Here is a 16,092-nt window from a genome sequence, read left to right as displayed (position 1 = left end):
CCCCCTGTGGGTGTCCTTCTTTACTGATTCACCCTGACGTCAGGGTTTAAATCGATAATATACAGAGGTGAGTATGAAAAAAGTGGTTCTGATGGCGCTGGCTCTCGGCCTTTCACTGCCCGCGATGGCGAGTGAAAAAGTGATTGATATGTACAAATCTGAAAACTGTGGCTGTTGTTCCCTGTGGGGCAAGGCGATGGAAAAAGACGGGTTTGAAGTACGAACTCACGTCATGAATGATCAGGCGCTGTCAGCCCTGAAAGAAAAGCATGCTATTCCTGCAGGACTGCGAAGTTGTCATACCGCGGTTGCCGGTAATTTGATCATTGAAGGCCATGTGCCTGCGACAACGATACATAAGGCAATGCAGTCTGGTTCAGGTATATACGGTCTCGCCACCCCCGGTATGCCAGCAGGAAGTCCTGGAATGGAGATGGGAGCCCGAAAAGAGGCTTACGATGTTATCGCATTCTCACCGGATGGAAGTAAAAAAGTCTTCCAGCGAATCGAATAGTCAGCGGAACGGCTGATAACGGGACGCCGGCAGCAGGCACTCTTATGCCGGCGGCATTCGTGGTAATCGCATCCATGACATACCCTGAAGACAGAAGATGCTTCGGTATGCATAAGGAGAGTTACTGTGAAAAATGACAATGCAGTGCAACACAACAACCAGACTGCTTCTGAGCAGACATTATCCCCGGACGAGGGCCACGTATTGCATAAGGTGAGAGATCCCGTGTGCGGGATGGACATCCTGCCCGACAGGGCGCACAGCAGCATTCGATACCAGGACCATCAACTTTATTTCTGCTCCGCCAGCTGTGAGAGTAAATTTAAAGCCCATCCCGATCGTTATCTTACCGAAGATGCCAGTGAACATTCCCATCACCATCACCACGATCATCACGAAGTCAGCCCTGATCAGATAAAACAGCCTCACCACCAGGCGGAGAAAGAGAATTCTGAAGGTGTGTGGACATGTCCGATGCACCCGGAGATACGCCGCAGTGGTCCCGGAAGCTGTCCTGTCTGTGGAATGGCACTGGAGCCGCTCGTAGCTACGGCATCCACGGGGCCAAGTGATGAACTTCGCGACATGACAAGACGCTTCTGGCTGGGGTTGTTGCTGGCGTTTCCGGTTCTGGTACTCGAAATGGGATCTCATCTGTTTCCCGCCTTGAGGAATACAGTACCGCCACAGTACAACACATGGCTGCAGCTGCTTCTGGCCTCTCCTGTCGTGTTGTGGTGTGGCTGGCCATTCTTCGCCCGGGCCGGAATGTCGTTACGTAACCGCTCCCTGAATATGTTTACCCTTGTTGCAATGGGCACCGGCGTAGCCTGGGTGTACAGCGTCATTGCAACCGTCTTCCCCTCCTGGTTTCCTGCATCGTTCAGAAACATGGATGGCCTGGTGGCCGTTTATTTTGAAGCCGCAGCAGTTATTACGGTGCTTGTTCTGCTGGGACAGGTTCTTGAGCTGCGGGCACGGGAACAAACCTCAGGTGCCATTACTGCACTACTGAATCTTGCCCCCAAAACCGCCAGGCGGCTGGATCATGACGGTCATGAAACGGATATTAATGCGGAAGATGTTCTGCCTGGCGATAAGCTCCGCATCAGACCAGGAGAGAGTATTCCGGTCGACGGTATTGTGATCGAAGGCAAAACAACCGTTGATGAATCGATGGTGACCGGGGAATCTATGCCGGTTACCAAAACGGAGGGTGACCCTGTCATCGGGGGGACCATTAATCAGACAGGGAGTCTCATCATCCGTGCAGAGAAAGTCGGTGATGAAACAATGCTCTCACGAATTGTTCAGATGGTCGCTGATGCACAGCGTTCGCGTGCCCCCATCCAGAGAATGGCTGACAGCGTTTCAGGCTGGTTTGTTCCTCTGGTGATACTTATCGCGGTTGTTGCTTTCGTGATCTGGTCTGTCTGGGGGCCCGAGCCCAGGATGGCGCACGGTCTCATTGCGGCTGTGTCGGTCCTGATTATTGCCTGTCCCTGCGCGCTGGGGCTGGCCACGCCGATGTCGATAATGGTGGGGGTGGGCAAAGGAGCCCAGGCCGGGGTGTTAATCAGGAATGCCGAAGCCCTTGAGCGTCTTGAAAAAGTGGACACGCTGGTTGTCGACAAAACAGGCACGCTCACGGAAGGTTCGCCTACGGTGACAGGGATTATCAGTCTCAATCCGGGTGGGGAAACATCTCTTTTGCGTGTAACAGCCGCAGTGGAAAAAGGCTCGCAGCATCCGCTGGGTATGGCAGTAGTTAAAGCAGCACAGGAAAAGGGGATCGCAATACCCGCAGTCACTCATTTCGATGCACCGTCGGGTAAAGGTGTCTCAGGCGATGTCGAAGGTCAACGGGTTGTTATTGGTAATGAACTGGCTATGCAGGAAAACAGTATCGTTATTGATAATCAAAAGGCCGTTGCGGATACGTTGCGGATGGAAGGCGCTACCGTTATCTATGTGGCCACAGACGGGGACCTTGCAGGCCTGATAGCTATCTCGGATCCCGTGAAAACAACCACGCCGGATGCGCTTAAAGCTTTGCGTCAGGCGGGGATCCGCATTGTTATGCTCACCGGGGATAACCAGCTTACTGCTGAAGCAGTCGCACGGAAACTGGGAATAGATGAGGTTGAAGCCGGAATTCTGCCGGATGGCAAAAAAGCAGTGATAACCCGACTGAAAGAGTCTGGCCATGTGGTTGCGATGGCCGGAGACGGTGTGAATGATGCCCCGGCGCTGGCAGCGGCTGACGTGGGTATAGCCATGGGAACGGGTACAGATGTGGCAATTGAAAGTGCCGGAGTCACCCTTCTCAAAGGCGACTTGATGATACTGAACAGGGCCCGTCATCTGTCAGAGATCACCATGAAAAATATCCGTCAGAATCTGTTTTTTGCATTTATCTACAACGCACTTGGCGTGCCTGTGGCTGCAGGTCTGCTTTATCCTGTGTATGGAATACTGCTGTCGCCAGTTATTGCGGCGGCGGCCATGGCTCTTTCCTCCGTCAGCGTCATTGTGAATGCGTTGCGTCTGAAAAGTGTCAGGCTCGGGAAATAACACTGAGTGAAGGGTCAGTTACGAACAGAAGGAGTCCAGTATGAAAAGTACCACCTATGCGCTTATTGCTGTCGCCGCGATCGCGGCATTTGCCCTCCTGCGCGAACACTGGTCACATGTGGCAGGTTACTGGCCATATCTGTTATTGCTGGTCTGCCCGCTAATGCATCTTTTCCACGGCCACGGAGGGCATGGAGATCATCAACATCACGGAAGTGAAAACGATAAAAAAAATTAATCCGGCAGACGGGGCCGCGTCGCGGTCCCGTTATCAGTCCAGGTATCGTTCGTAGTCTCTGGCATGCGCAAAGGCATGCTGTTCGAGTTTGTTATCAGCGGGTGCCGCTGCCCGGAACGCCAGAGAGTTAACAGGGTTGTTATTGATGACCAGCTCGTAATGCAGATGAGGACCGGATGAACGTCCGCTGTTACCGGATAACGCAATAGCACCTCCCCGTGTAACCCTGGCCCCTTTAGTAACGAGTATTTTATTGAGGTGGAGATAGCGAGTTTTAACACCGGCTTTTCCCGTTACTTCAACAAAATATCCCATGGTACTGTTGTATTCGGCCCGGGTGATTTTTCCGTCGATGACGCTGACTATTTTCGTGTTCATGGGCATGGAATAATCAATGCCATTATGGGGACTCACTTTTCCCGATACCGGGTTAAGTCTTGCAGGATTGAAAGGCGAACTGAGTCTTGCTGTGGCCGGTAACGGATAATCGAGACTGCCTTTCCCGGAAGTATCGGAAAGGTTATAGAACTTTTTATCTGATATACGATACGCCGTGTAATTAAATGAACCGGACGTAAATTTATAGGCCACGACACGTGATTTTCCCGCTTTCTTTTGCAGTACGAGTTTTAATGATTCATTTTTTTTCAAATGCCGCAGATTAAACCGGGAAGGCAAGGAGCGCTGAAGAGTAGCGATCTCGTTCGATTCCAGCCCCGAGCGGGTGGCTGAAAGGTAGGCATTTTCTTTTACGACATCGGTAGAATACATTTACTGGAATTCGCCGTTAGCATGAACACTGCGGCGTATGCTAGGGGTTTTCAGGAGGCGTGTCATCTGTCAGTTAATCGGGAGCACCGTTGATGGTCGTCATTTTTGTAACATATCTTGTTTCCCGTTTGCTCCTGAAGCTCTGGGAACTGTATGACCAGCCCGACGGTGATGATTAACGGGACTGAAACAGGTTACGGCAGAGCAATATGGGGCTCATGTCCTGCTACGTAACCCGTCAGTAAAGCCCTGCTGCGCACCTGACGCTAAGCACTAACCCGCCTGCAGTTACCTGGTCGAATACAGCCCGCGAAGCTTTCTTGCCTGCGTCTGATGTGCTTCCGCACCGGCATTATTGACCTGCTCATGCACGAGAGCGGCTTTTTCTCCGGCATTCAGTTCGTTAAAAGAAGAAGACGAGGTCTTTGAATTTGCATCACTGCCGGACAGCATTTTTTTATGTTCCTCAATCATTTTCTGATGCGCATAGGACGCGCTGTTGTTCATAAATGAATGAGCAACAATGGCCCTTTCATGTTCATTCATTTCAGAGAATGAGGGCGTGTTGTTTTTATTAACCCTGTCCGGTAAGTTTTCATGCGTCGAGGAATTCACATGACTGACGGCTGAGGCATTATTAACAAATCGATGTGCTTCATGGGCAATATCACTGGACTGAGCAAAAGCTGCCCCACAAAATAAAGCTGTAAACGCAGTGGTCGTGATTAATATATTCATGTGTAATTACCTTCTGAGGTACATAAAAGATGTCCTTATGATCATATATAAAAATAATCAACCTGTGGGGAAGATGACGTAAATGTAATACAGCTATGTACATTACACGATTGTAATGAATTTGTTTCTTAAGGTGTGCTAGATTCATTTCATTGTAAGTGGATGAACCAGTAATTTAATTTAAATCGGTTCTCGAATTCTGTCAGTAACCATACTTTAAATAAGGGAATGCGCATGCTGTTGAAAACGTCTCGACGAACTTTCCTGAAGGGGTTAACCCTCTCTGGCGTAGCCGGAAGTCTTGGCGTATGGAGTTTCAATGCGCGTTCCAGTCTGAGCCTGCCAGTTGCCGCATCCCTGCAGGGTACTCAGTTTGACCTGACCATTGGTGAAACGGCCGTCAATATCACGGGCAGTGAGCGTCAGGCCAAAACAATCAATGGAGGCCTGCCGGGGCCCGTTCTTCGCTGGAAAGAAGGTGACACCATTACCCTGAAGGTCAAAAACCGTCTTAATGAACAGACGTCCATTCACTGGCACGGCATTATTCTTCCGGCCAATATGGATGGTGTTCCGGGGCTGAGTTTTATGGGCATAGAGCCTGATGATACCTACGTTTACACCTTTAAGGTTAAGCAGAACGGGACTTACTGGTACCACAGCCATTCCGGTCTGCAGGAACAGGAGGGGGTATACGGTGCCATTATCATCGATGCCAGGGAGCCAGAACCGTTTGCTTACGATCGTGAGCATGTGGTCATGTTGTCTGACTGGACCGATGAAAATCCTCACAGCCTGCTGAAAAAATTAAAAAAACAGTCGGATTACTACAATTTCAATAAACCAACCGTTGGCTCTTTTTTCCGCGACGTGAATACCAGGGGGCTGTCAGCCACCATTGCCGATCGGAAAATGTGGGCTGAAATGAAAATGAATCCGACTGACCTCGCGGATGTCAGTGGCTACACCTACACCTATCTCATGAACGGGCAGGCCCCGCTGAAAAACTGGACCGGACTGTTCCGTCCCGGTGAAAAGATACGCTTACGGTTTATCAACGGCTCGGCAATGACCTATTTCGATATCCGTATCCCCGGGCTGAAAATGACGGTCGTGGCTGCAGATGGCCAGTATGTAAACCCGGTTACCGTTGACGAATTCAGGATTGCCGTTGCCGAAACCTATGATGTCATTGTGGAGCCTCAGGGTGAGGCCTATACCATCTTCGCACAATCCATGGACAGGACCGGTTACGCTCGAGGGACACTGGCCACGAGAGAGGGGTTAAGTGCTGCCGTTCCCCCCCTCGATCCCCGTCCTCTGTTGACCATGGAAGATATGGGTATGGGGGGAATGGGACATGATATGGCAGGAATGGACCACAGCCAGATGGGAGGCATGGATAACAGCGGAGAGATGATGTCTATGGACGGTGCTGACCTTCCGGATAGCGGGACATCCTCCGCGCCCATGGATCACAGCAGCATGGCCGGTATGGATCATTCCCGGATGGCCGGAATGCCGGGTATGCAAAGTCATCCTGCGTCAGAAACGGATAACCCACTGGTTGATATGCAGGCGATGAGCGTCTCTCCGAAATTAAATGATCCGGGTATTGGTCTTCGAAATAACGGAAGAAAGGTTCTCACGTACGCGGATTTGAAAAGCCGCTTTGAGGATCCTGACGGACGTGAACCTGGCCGTACCATAGAACTGCATTTAACCGGCCACATGGAAAAGTTTGCCTGGTCATTTAACGGAATCAAGTTTTCAGATGCCGCACCGGTGCTGCTGAAATACGGTGAGCGGCTCAGGATCACGCTGATCAACGATACCATGATGACTCACCCCATTCACCTGCATGGTATGTGGAGCGATCTGGAAGATGAAAACGGTAATTTCATGGTTCGTAAACACACAATAGATGTTCCCCCTGGTACAAAACGCAGTTACAGAGTGACAGCAGATGCGCTTGGCCGCTGGGCGTATCACTGCCATTTGCTCTATCACATGGAAATGGGAATGTTTCGTGAAGTCCGGGTGGAGGAATGATGCGAATGAAGAGAAATTTGAAGGCCATACCTGTTCTGGTCGCCGGTTTGTTTACCTCACAGCTTTCTATTGCGGCGGGCTCCGTCTCTGCAGATCCCCACGCCGGGCACGACATGTCTGCCATGCAGATGCCAGCAGATGAGAATTTCACTGAGATGACGTCAATGGAGCCCATTGTAACTGAGAGCAGAACGCCAATTCCGCCTGTTACCGATGCCGACCGGAAGGCTGCATTCGGCAATTTACAGGGGCATGCGATTCACGACAGTGCGATTAATTATCTGGTTCTGCTGGATCAACTGGAATGGCAACGGTCGGATAACACCAACAATTTCAGCTGGAGTGTTAACAGCTGGATTGGAGGCGACACAGATCGGATTTGGCTAAAGAGTGAAGGTGAACGAAGCAATGGGGAAACGGAGGCGGCTGAAGCGCAGTTACTCTGGGGACATGCGGTTGGCCCATGGTGGGATTTGGTTGCGGGTGTCAGGCAGGATTTCAGACCTGCTTCTGCCCGGACCTGGGCTGCTGTCGGTTTTCAGGGGCTGGCACTCTATAATTTTGAGTCTGAAATTACGGGTTTTGTCAGTAATGGCGGAAAAGCAGCCCTTCGTCTGGGAGGAGAATACGACGTTTTACTGACTAACCGGCTCATACTCCAGCCATCCTATGAGGTGAATTTCTACAGTCAGGATGATGAATCGCGGGGTCGCGGCAGGGGACTGACTGACACAGAGCTGGGGCTCCGGCTGCGCTATGAAATACGCCGTGAGTTTGCACCCTATATAGGCGTTTCCTGGAATCAACTTTACGGGAAAACATCCGATATGGCGAAAAGAGAAGGTGAGAAAGACCATCAGGTAGTATTCCTGGCGGGAGCCAGAATCTGGTTTTAACGCACTGATATAAAACACTCAACTAAACAGGTAAATAAAATGTCGATTTTAAATAAAGCCATTCTTACAGGTGGCCTCGTTATGGGCGTTGCTTTCTCTGCTATGGCCCATCCGGAATTAAAAAGCTCTGTGCCACAGGCTGATTCAGCCGTAGCGGCCCCGGAAAAGATTCAGCTTAATTTCTCGGAAAATCTGACCGTGAAATTCTCAGGTGCAAAATTAACGATGACGGGTATGAAAGGCATGTCATCACATTCTCCGATGCCGGTCGCGGCAAAAGTGGCGCCAGGCGCTGACCCTAAATCGATGGTCATTATTCCGCGAGAGCCTTTACCCGCTGGCACTTATCGTGTTGACTGGCGCGCGGTTTCTTCAGATACGCACCCTATTACCGGTAATTACACCTTTACAGTGAAGTAATATTATGAACGACCTGATTATGATTGTTATTCGTTTTCTTCTTTATCTGGATTTGATGGTAATATTTGGATTGCCATTTTTTCAGATATATGGAATAAGCGGTGTCAGATATGAAACCTATAACCTGACTAATTTCAGGTCGTTTATAACCTTTGCTGTTGTTACAGGCATCATTCTTACTGGCATTAATATGCTCCTGGTATCTAATGCCATGAGTGGAGTAACTGACCTCAGAGAATTATCCATCCATGTTATCGAGATGGTGATAGAAGAAACTGATGTGGGTATTAGCTGGATTGTCAGGCTCTGTGCCCTGTTTACCACACTCGGTGCTTTGTTCCTTTACACTAATAAGAGAGTATTGTCCTGCCTGCTGATGACGATGAGTGGGGGCGTGGCGCTGGCTACACTTGCCTGGGGAGGACACGCCGTTATGCATGACGGTCTGCATTACTATCTCCATTTACTGAGCGATCTGACCCATCTCGGCGCTGCAGGTGCCTGGACAGGTGCTCTGGTTGCATTTGCTATCCTGCTGATGCGCAGAAACGAGCATAATGCACAGAGCGTCATTGTGATATCTGACTCCCTGGCAAAATTTGCCACGGCAGGAACGGTGATTGTTGTAGCCCTGATCCTGAGTGCGCTGGTCAACTATCTGTATATTGCTGAGGGTAACTTAACTCCCTTATTCAACAGTTCCTGGGGGAGGATATTGCTTGCCAAGACGGCTCTGTTTGTTCTGATGCTTCTTCTGGCTGCAGCAAACCGGTTTCACCTGGGTCCCCGGCTTGAAGTTATGGTCAGGGAAGGGAATTATGATCGCAGCGTTGCCCTGATGCGAAACAGCATCCTGACAGAATTCGTTGTTGCGATTATCATTCTGGGCGCCGTAGCGTGGCTCGGAATGCTTGCTCCGTCTCAGGTCAGCTAGGGGACAGCCAAAGCTCATGCGTGAGATTTTTACTTTCATATCAGCGAGTTGACCATGCAGCGTATTTTAATCGTTGAAGACGAACAAAAAACAGGTCGTTACCTGCAGCAGGGACTGGTTGAGGAAGGCTATCAGGCCGATCTCTTTAATAATGGCCGCGATGGTCTCGGGGCCGCGTCGAAGGGACAGTATGATTTGATAATACTGGACGTGATGCTGCCTTTCCTCGACGGGTGGCAAATCATCAGCGCACTGAGGGAGTCCGGGCACGAAGAACCGGTCCTGTTTTTAACCGCAAAGGACAACGTGCGGGACAAAGTGAAAGGACTGGAGCTTGGCGCAGATGACTACCTGATTAAGCCCTTTGATTTTACGGAGCTGGTTGCACGTGTAAGAACCCTACTGCGCCGGGCACGCTCGCAGGCCGCAACAGTCTGCACCATCGCCGATATGACCGTTGATATGGTGCGCCGGACCGTGATCCGTTCGGGGAAGAAGATCCATCTCACCGGTAAAGAATACGTTCTGCTTGAGTTGCTGCTGCAACGCACCGGAGAAGTGTTACCCAGGAGTCTTATCTCGTCCCTGGTCTGGAACATGAATTTTGACAGTGATACGAATGTGATTGATGTCGCCGTGAGACGTCTGAGAAGTAAAATTGATGATGACTTTGAGCCAAAACTGATCCATACCGTTCGCGGTGCCGGATATGTCCTGGAGATCAGAGAAGAGTGAGGTTCAAAATTTCCCTGACCACACGCCTGAGCCTGATTTTTTCTGCGGTGATGCTTACGGTATGGTGGTTATCAAGTTTTATCCTGATTAGCACCCTTAATGGCTATTTCGATAATCAGGACCGCGATTTTCTGACAGGTAAACTTCAGCTCACCGAAGAGTTTCTTAAAACAGAGACGTTCCGGAACAAAACGGATATTAAGTCATTATCAGAAAAAATAAACGATGCGATGGTAGGGCACAATGGTTTATTCATTTCTATAAAAAACATGGAAAATGAAAAAATTGTTGAACTCTATGCCAAAAATTCTGTTGTTCCAGCGGTCCTGCTTAATAAGTCGGGTGATATTCTCGACTATATGATCCAGACGGAAGAAAATAACACCGTGTACCGCAGTATCTCGCGGCGGGTTGCCGTGACGCCGGAACAGGGTAAAAGCAAACATGTCATCATTACGGTTGCCACGGATACTGGGTATCACACCCTGTTTATGGACAAACTCAGTACCTGGCTGTTCTGGTTCAATATCGGTCTGGTCTTTATTTCTGTTTTTCTGGGCTGGCTGACCACACGTATTGGTCTGAAACCGTTACGGGAAATGACCAGTCTGGCTTCCTCCATGACTGTACACAGCCTGGATCAGCGTCTAAATCCCGATCTGGCTCCGCCGGAAATCTCTGAGACCATGCAGGAGTTCAATAATATGTTTGATCGCCTGGAGGGGGCATTCCGGAAACTGTCAGATTTCTCGTCTGACATCGCGCATGAGCTGCGCACACCAGTCAGTAATCTGATGATGCAGACGCAGTTTGCACTGGCTAAGGAAAGGGATGTTTCGCATTACCGCGAAATTTTATTCGCTAACCTGGAAGAACTGAAAAGGTTGTCACGAATGACCAGTGACATGCTTTTTCTGGCACGTTCAGAGCATGGTCTGCTGCGGCTGGATAAACATGATGTGGATCTGGCAGCCGAACTGAATGAATTACGTGAGTTGTTCGAGCCCCTGGCAGACGAAACAGGAAAGACAATCACGGTTGAAGGAGAGGGCGTTGTTGCCGGAGACAGCGATATGCTCCGACGTGCTTTCAGTAACCTGCTTTCCAATGCAATCAAGTATTCTCCCGATAACACCTGTACAGCGATACACCTTGAGCGTGACAGTGACTGTGTGAACGTGATGATTACGAATACGATATCCGGCCAGGTTCCCGCTAATCTGGAACGTTTGTTTGACCGGTTCTATCGCGCAGACTCATCAAGGTTCTACAACACGGAAGGCGCGGGGCTGGGATTATCAATTACAAGGTCGATCATTCATGCTCACGGCGGCGAGCTGTCAGCAGAACAGCAGGGGCGGGAAATTGTGTTCAGTGTGCGTCTGTTAATGGATTAATACCGTTATTCAGGAGAAACCCGGAAGGTGACAAAAATGTCATCGTTCAGTCACGCGATAAACAGAGGCGGTTTTTTATAATCAGCCATAAATCAGGACAGCGTGATAATTCAATCGCCCGGTTCCTGGCGTGATGATCAACCAGCCCTGAGATCAAATGCTTTCTCTGTTATAAGCATTGATTGTTCGGGTATGAAAACACCGGAGACCCAACCATGAAAAAGATCCTTGTATCCTTTATTGCCATGATGGCTGTCGCTTCATCTGCCTGGGCTGCAGAGACAATGAACATGCATGACCAGGTAAATAATGCCCAGGCGCCTGCCCATCAGATGCAATCATCCGCTGAAAAAAGTGCAGTTCAGGGGGAGAGCATGAAAATGATGGATATGAGCGGTCACGATCAGGCCGCAATGTCCCATGAAATGATGCAAAACGGCAATTCTGCTGCCCATCAGGACATGGCTGAAATGCATAAAAAAATGATGAAATCCAAGCCAGCAGCTTCTAACGAAACAGCAAAATCATTTTCCGAAATGAACGAGCATGAGAAAGCCGCTGTTATGCATGAGAAGGCGAATAATGGTCAATCTTCCGTTATTCATCAGCAGCAGGCTGAAAAGCATCGCAGCCAGATCACCCAGAATTAACCCGCAGCTCCACTTGTTAGACCCTCATTTGACGCCGAAGTCACTGGCTTACGCTCCCGTCCGGGAGCGTTTTTTTCCCATATATCAAACTTTAACTCTGAAGAGGTGGAAGTATCTGACCAACACTGTCACGTAACGCCAGATAACTACAAAAACACCTTTTTCCTCCTGTAAATTGCAGTTCCTGCAAGAACATCAAGGCATAATGTTGGAACAGCGTGTGATACACACTTAGTATCATGTTTTGTATGTGTTTTTTTTAAAAGTTTACAACTTTAAAGTCTTTTTCAGGTTAAAGGATACAACTTTAATGTCTCTACACAACTGATCGTGGTTGCCATACTGGGGACGTCTCAGAAAACGGAAAATAAAGCACGTTAAGCCCATTGCAGACTCTAGATATTGACGAGTACGTCGGGTTTTCTCTTGTTTGAGTTGCCTCTTGTGGTAAGATAGTAATCAATTACTATCTTACCAGGAGTGCTCGTGGACACCCATCCAAAGCATCTGCCGGCCGATGAACGTCGTGCCGTAACTGTCGAGTCCGTCGTGGCGCTTGCCGGTTCACAAAACCCAAGCGAGATAACCACTGCGGCTATCGCTAAACACATGAACTTGACCCAGGGTGCGCTGTTTCGGCACTTCCCGAACAAGGAAGCCATTTGGCAGGCGGTCATGGAGTGGGTAGCAGAGCGCCTATTAGCCAGAATCGATCGATCCGCACAAGGAATCGAGTCGCCCTTGGCAGCCATGGAGGCGATGTTCATGAGTCATATCGAATTCGTAGCTGAGCACCCAGGCGTGCCAAGAATGATGTTTGGTGAGCTTCAGCGTGCCGAATCGACACCGGCCAAGCGCATGGTGCAAACCTTGATTCAGCGCTACGGCGAACGTTTGCATCGTCTCATCGAGAAAGGCAAGGCCAGCGGCGAGTTGTCTCCCTCGCTTGACAACGAGGCGGCGGCAACGCTGTTCATTGGCACGATCCAGGGCTTGGTCATGCAATCGCTGTTGGCGGGTGATGTGGGACGTATGCACCGCGATGCGCCGCGCGTCTTTGCAATTTATCGGCGTGGCATAAGGAGTGCGCAATGAAAAAGTTACCCTTGCAAGGCCGCACCCTGGCACTGCTTGCCGTCATCATTCCTTTGCTGGTGCTTTTTATTTATGTCGGTCTGCGATCAGGGCCGCTCGCCCCGGTCGCTGTGACGGTGGCAAGCGTGGAATCACAGGCTATCACACCGGCGCTGTTCGGCATCGGCACGGTGGAGGCGCGCTACACCTACAAGATCGGACCGACGTTTGCCGGGCGCGTCAAACGCCTGGAGGTGCATGTAGGCGACCAGGTCAAGGCCGGACAGGTGCTCGGCGAGATGGAGCCGGTCGACCTTGATGATCGGGTGCGCTCACAGGAGTCTGTATTCAAGCGGGCGGAAGCGGCTTTGCGCGAGGCAGAAGCCCGGCAAGCCTACGCGCAAACCCAGGCGCGCCGCTATGAGCAATTGTTTGCGGTGCGCTCGACCAGCGAGGAAATCGTCACCACCAAGCGGCAGGAACTGCAGATCGCCGATGCCGCCCTATCCGCCGCTCGGGAAGATATTGCCCGGGCACGCTCCGACCGCGAAGCACTCGTCGCGCAGCGGAGCAATCTGCGCCTGATCGCGCCGGTCGACGGTGTAGTCGCCGTGCGCGATGCCGATCCCGGCACGACCATCGTCGCGGGCCAGGCCGTGGTGGAAGTGATCGACCCCAAGAGTTTGTGGATCAATGTGCGCTTCGACCAGATCAGCGCATCGGGGCTGGCTGGGGGGCTGCCGGCTCATATCGTCCTGCGTTCGCGTGGTGGCCAGACCTTGAAAGGTCGCGTGCTGCGGGTGGAACCCAAGGCCGACGCGGTAACCGAGGAAACGCTTGCCAAGGTGACATTCGATAACAAACCAGAACCTTTGCCACCAGTGGGTGAACTGGCCGAAGTCACGGTTGACTTGCCGGCGCTCCCGGCCGCTCCACTGATCCCCAACGCTGCCGTCCAGCGTGAAGGCGATAAAGTTGGTGTCTGGCAAATCGTGGATGGTGATCTGCATTTCTCCCCGGTCAAGCTCGGCACTTCCGACCTCAATGGTTACGTGCAGGTGCGCGAAGGGCTCAAGAATGGGGACCAGGTTGTGACCTATAGCGAAAAGGCACTGACGGCGCGCAGCCGCATCCATGTGGTCGAGCATATCCCGGGAGTTTCACGATGATCAGCCTGGCCGGCCGCGACATTCTCCATGCCTGGGGGAAATTCGTCTTCACCGGCATCGGTCTGGGTCTGCTGATCGGCGTCACCCTAGTCATGGCTGGGGTGTACCGAGGCATGGTGGACGACGGCAAGGCGTTGCTCGACAACAGTGGCGCTGACCTTTGGGTGGTGCAAAAGGATACTCTGGGTCCTTATGCGGAGTCGTCCAGCCTCAACGATGACGTGTATCGCGCCATTCTCGCCATGCCGGGAGTCTCACAGGCTGCGAACGCGACCTACCTGACCATGCAGGTACGCAAGGGCGAGAGTGATGTACGCACCATGGTGGTCGGCATCGCGCCCGGTGCGTTGGGGGCTACACCCGGATGGCCTCCTTATCTCGTCGCTGGACGCCAGATCACGCGCGGTCACTACGAGGCTGTGGCCGACATCGCCACCGGCTTCAAACTGGGAGATCGTCTTGCCATTCGCCGCAATCATTACACCGTCGTGGGGCTGACACGGCGCATGGTGTCGTCCAGCGGCGACCCGATGGTATTCATTCCGCTCAAAGATGCCCAGGAGGCCCAGTTCCTCAAGGACAACGATGCCATCTGGCAAAGCCGGCGTCGCACCGAAGCCAACCCGGTCTTCAATCGACCCGGTGATCCAGGTTTGCTGGATGCCGTGATTGCTTCACAGAGCAGCAACGCGTTCGTCAATGCCGTGCTGGTCACTCTGAAACCTGGTCATGCGCCGGACGAGGTTGCCGAATCCATCCAGCGCTGGAAGCGTTTGACGGTCTACACCCGGGCACAGATGGAAGACATCCTCGTCGGCAAGCTGATCGCCACCTCGGCCAAGCAGATCGGCATGTTCCTTGTGATTCTGGCCATCGTTAGCGCGGCCATCGTTGCCTTCATCATCTATTCGCTGACGATGGACAAAATCCGTGAGATCGCGGTGTTGAAGCTCATCGGCACACGCAACCGAACCATCGCCGCGATGATCATGCAGCAGGCGCTCGCCCTGGGCGTGATTGGCTTCGTGGTCGGCAAGATCACAGCCACCTTTTCAGCACCGGCTTTTCCAAAATATGTCCTGCTCACGCCAATGGATTCTGTCGCCGGTTTTTTTGCCGTGCTCGTGATCTGCGTTCTAGCTAGCCTCGTCGCCATTCGCATAGCACTCAAGGTCGATCCGGCCGAAGCCATTGGAGGTTGAGATGAGTAGCAAAGGGATACACATCGAAAGTTTAAGCAAGCGGTATGGCGATGGTGACACCGCTGTCTTTGCCTTGAGAGACGTGAATATGCATGTTGCGCCTGGTGAAGTGGTGGGACTGATCGGCCCTTCCGGGTCCGGCAAGAGCACGCTGCTCAAGTGTCTGGGTGCGGTGATCGAACCGACCGCCGGTCGCATGACGCTGGGCGATGAAGTGATCTACGCCGATGGCTGGAAAGTCCGCGACCTGCGCGCCTTACGGCGTGACAAGATCGGTTTCGTTTTCCAGGCGCCGTACCTGATTCCGTTTCTCGATGTCACCGACAACGTGGCGCTGCTGCCGATGCTTGCAGGCGTCGCGAATGGAGAGTCGCGCGCGAAGGCACTGGAATTGCTCACAGCGCTTGATGTGCAACACCGAGCTCGCGCAATGCCCTCGCAACTCTCCGGTGGCGAGCAGCAACGGGTCGCCATCGCGCGCGGACTGGTCAATCGTCCGCCGGTGATCCTGGCCGATGAACCCACTGCGCCGCTGGATTCCGAGCGCGCCATGGCTGTAATCCGCATCCTCAACGACATGGCCCGGAAGTTCGAGACCGCCATCATCGTCGTCACCCATGACGAAAAGATCATCCCCACATTCAAGCGCATCTACCACATCCGCGACGGCGTGACCCATGAGGAAGCTGGCGAAGGGCGGGAGTTCGAATGAGAGAACGATTGAATTA

Annotated in this window: 16 protein-coding genes; 14 read left to right on the top strand and 2 right to left on the bottom strand. The window is 51.8% G+C overall.

The features are described from left to right. The first annotated feature begins 73 nt into the window (after positions 1–73). The 3 genes from ACLJXE_RS09465 (at position 74) to ACLJXE_RS09455 (ending at position 3,326) form a co-directional block, all read left to right on the top strand. On the top strand, positions 74–514 hold the full coding sequence (locus tag ACLJXE_RS09465; protein ID WP_000758228.1) for a DUF411 domain-containing protein: 441 nt from the start codon (positions 74–76) through the stop codon (positions 512–514). A 126-nt stretch (positions 515–640) separates the two neighbouring features. Further along, the gene (gene silP, locus ACLJXE_RS09460) at positions 641–3,088 is read left to right on the top strand and encodes an Ag(+)-translocating P-type ATPase SilP (RefSeq protein WP_023331515.1); all 2,448 of its coding nucleotides are present in this window, start codon (positions 641–643) and stop codon (positions 3,086–3,088) included. 40 nt (positions 3,089–3,128) lie between these two features. Then, the gene (locus ACLJXE_RS09455) at positions 3,129–3,326 is read left to right on the top strand and encodes a DUF2933 domain-containing protein (RefSeq protein ID WP_000843494.1); all 198 of its coding nucleotides are present in this window, start codon (positions 3,129–3,131) and stop codon (positions 3,324–3,326) included. 33 nt (positions 3,327–3,359) lie between these two features. On the opposite strand, the gene ACLJXE_RS09450 is transcribed toward ACLJXE_RS09455, so the two are convergent. Beyond that, positions 3,360–4,097, bottom strand: a complete 738-nt coding sequence (locus tag ACLJXE_RS09450) for a peptidoglycan DD-metalloendopeptidase family protein (protein ID WP_000287501.1) — start codon at positions 4,095–4,097, stop codon at positions 3,360–3,362. Between the two features lie 288 nt (positions 4,098–4,385). After that, positions 4,386–4,835, bottom strand: coding sequence for a copper resistance protein (locus tag ACLJXE_RS09445; protein WP_001023257.1), 450 nt, complete (start codon positions 4,833–4,835; stop codon positions 4,386–4,388). A gap of 234 nt (positions 4,836–5,069) precedes the next feature. Between ACLJXE_RS09445 and pcoA the strand changes: the two genes are divergently transcribed. The 11 genes from pcoA to ACLJXE_RS09390 all read left to right on the top strand — a co-directional run bounded on the left by pcoA (position 5,070) and on the right by ACLJXE_RS09390 (position 16,076). Then, complete coding sequence (gene pcoA, locus ACLJXE_RS09440) at positions 5,070–6,887, top strand: multicopper oxidase PcoA (protein WP_000925242.1); 1,818 nt, start codon at positions 5,070–5,072, stop codon at positions 6,885–6,887. Between the two features lie 5 nt (positions 6,888–6,892). Then, the gene (gene pcoB, locus ACLJXE_RS09435) at positions 6,893–7,783 is read left to right on the top strand and encodes a copper resistance outer membrane transporter PcoB (protein WP_001378118.1); all 891 of its coding nucleotides are present in this window, start codon (positions 6,893–6,895) and stop codon (positions 7,781–7,783) included. A 39-nt stretch (positions 7,784–7,822) separates the two neighbouring features. Next, complete coding sequence (pcoC, locus tag ACLJXE_RS09430) at positions 7,823–8,203, top strand: copper resistance system metallochaperone PcoC (protein ID WP_000025662.1); 381 nt, start codon at positions 7,823–7,825, stop codon at positions 8,201–8,203. Between the two features lie 55 nt (positions 8,204–8,258). Next, the gene (gene pcoD, locus ACLJXE_RS09425) at positions 8,259–9,137 is read left to right on the top strand and encodes a copper resistance inner membrane protein PcoD (RefSeq protein ID WP_306453573.1); all 879 of its coding nucleotides are present in this window, start codon (positions 8,259–8,261) and stop codon (positions 9,135–9,137) included. A 54-nt stretch (positions 9,138–9,191) separates the two neighbouring features. Beyond that, positions 9,192–9,872, top strand: coding sequence for a copper response regulator transcription factor PcoR (gene pcoR, locus ACLJXE_RS09420; RefSeq protein WP_001188930.1), 681 nt, complete (start codon positions 9,192–9,194; stop codon positions 9,870–9,872). After that, a complete protein-coding gene (gene pcoS, locus ACLJXE_RS09415; RefSeq protein ID WP_006785898.1) occupies positions 9,869–11,269 on the top strand; it encodes a copper resistance membrane spanning protein PcoS in 1,401 nt (466 codons plus the stop codon). The genes pcoR and pcoS overlap by 4 nt, the downstream gene beginning before the upstream one ends. Positions 11,270–11,484: 215 nt before the next feature. Continuing rightward, positions 11,485–11,919 (top strand): copper resistance system metallochaperone PcoE, encoded by a 435-nt coding sequence (gene pcoE / locus ACLJXE_RS09410; protein ID WP_038633679.1) that lies wholly within the window; start codon positions 11,485–11,487, stop codon positions 11,917–11,919. A gap of 486 nt (positions 11,920–12,405) precedes the next feature. Continuing rightward, on the top strand, positions 12,406–13,014 hold the full coding sequence (locus ACLJXE_RS09405) for a TetR/AcrR family transcriptional regulator (protein ID WP_004393990.1): 609 nt from the start codon (positions 12,406–12,408) through the stop codon (positions 13,012–13,014). After that, positions 13,011–14,162 carry an efflux RND transporter periplasmic adaptor subunit gene (locus ACLJXE_RS09400; RefSeq protein WP_022652304.1) on the top strand — a complete coding sequence of 384 codons (1,152 nt, stop codon included), beginning with the start codon at positions 13,011–13,013 and terminating at the stop codon, positions 14,160–14,162. The genes ACLJXE_RS09405 and ACLJXE_RS09400 overlap by 4 nt, the downstream gene beginning before the upstream one ends. Beyond that, positions 14,159–15,364, top strand: a complete 1,206-nt coding sequence (locus tag ACLJXE_RS09395) for an ABC transporter permease (protein ID WP_022652303.1) — start codon at positions 14,159–14,161, stop codon at positions 15,362–15,364. The genes ACLJXE_RS09400 and ACLJXE_RS09395 overlap by 4 nt, the downstream gene beginning before the upstream one ends. 1 nt (position 15,365) lies before the next feature. Further along, entirely contained in the window at positions 15,366–16,076 is a 711-nt protein-coding gene (locus ACLJXE_RS09390) for an ABC transporter ATP-binding protein (protein WP_022652302.1), read from the top strand. Positions 16,077–16,092 lie beyond the last annotated feature (16 nt).

It is taken from the genome of Citrobacter sp. U14242 (genome assembly GCF_046555775.1).
Taxonomy (GTDB): Bacteria; Pseudomonadota; Gammaproteobacteria; order Enterobacterales; family Enterobacteriaceae; genus Citrobacter.
This window is presented reverse-complemented; position numbering and strand designations above follow the sequence as displayed.

Coding starts and splice junctions, on each gene's coding strand:
- ACLJXE_RS09465 (WP_000758228.1), top strand. CDS start 74: ATGAAAAAAGTGGTTCTGATGGCGCTGGCTCTCGGCCTTTCACTGCCC.
- ACLJXE_RS09455 (WP_000843494.1), top strand. CDS start 3,129: ATGAAAAGTACCACCTATGCGCTTATTGCTGTCGCCGCGATCGCGGCA.
- ACLJXE_RS09450 (WP_000287501.1), bottom strand. CDS start 4,097: ATGTATTCTACCGATGTCGTAAAAGAAAATGCCTACCTTTCAGCCACC.
- ACLJXE_RS09445 (WP_001023257.1), bottom strand. CDS start 4,835: ATGAATATATTAATCACGACCACTGCGTTTACAGCTTTATTTTGTGGG.
- pcoA (WP_000925242.1), top strand. CDS start 5,070: ATGCTGTTGAAAACGTCTCGACGAACTTTCCTGAAGGGGTTAACCCTC.
- pcoB (WP_001378118.1), top strand. CDS start 6,893: ATGAAGAGAAATTTGAAGGCCATACCTGTTCTGGTCGCCGGTTTGTTT.
- pcoC (WP_000025662.1), top strand. CDS start 7,823: ATGTCGATTTTAAATAAAGCCATTCTTACAGGTGGCCTCGTTATGGGC.
- pcoD (WP_306453573.1), top strand. CDS start 8,259: ATGGTAATATTTGGATTGCCATTTTTTCAGATATATGGAATAAGCGGT.
- pcoR (WP_001188930.1), top strand. CDS start 9,192: ATGCAGCGTATTTTAATCGTTGAAGACGAACAAAAAACAGGTCGTTAC.
- pcoE (WP_038633679.1), top strand. CDS start 11,485: ATGAAAAAGATCCTTGTATCCTTTATTGCCATGATGGCTGTCGCTTCA.
- ACLJXE_RS09400 (WP_022652304.1), top strand. CDS start 13,011: ATGAAAAAGTTACCCTTGCAAGGCCGCACCCTGGCACTGCTTGCCGTC.
- ACLJXE_RS09395 (WP_022652303.1), top strand. CDS start 14,159: ATGATCAGCCTGGCCGGCCGCGACATTCTCCATGCCTGGGGGAAATTC.
- ACLJXE_RS09390 (WP_022652302.1), top strand. CDS start 15,366: ATGAGTAGCAAAGGGATACACATCGAAAGTTTAAGCAAGCGGTATGGC.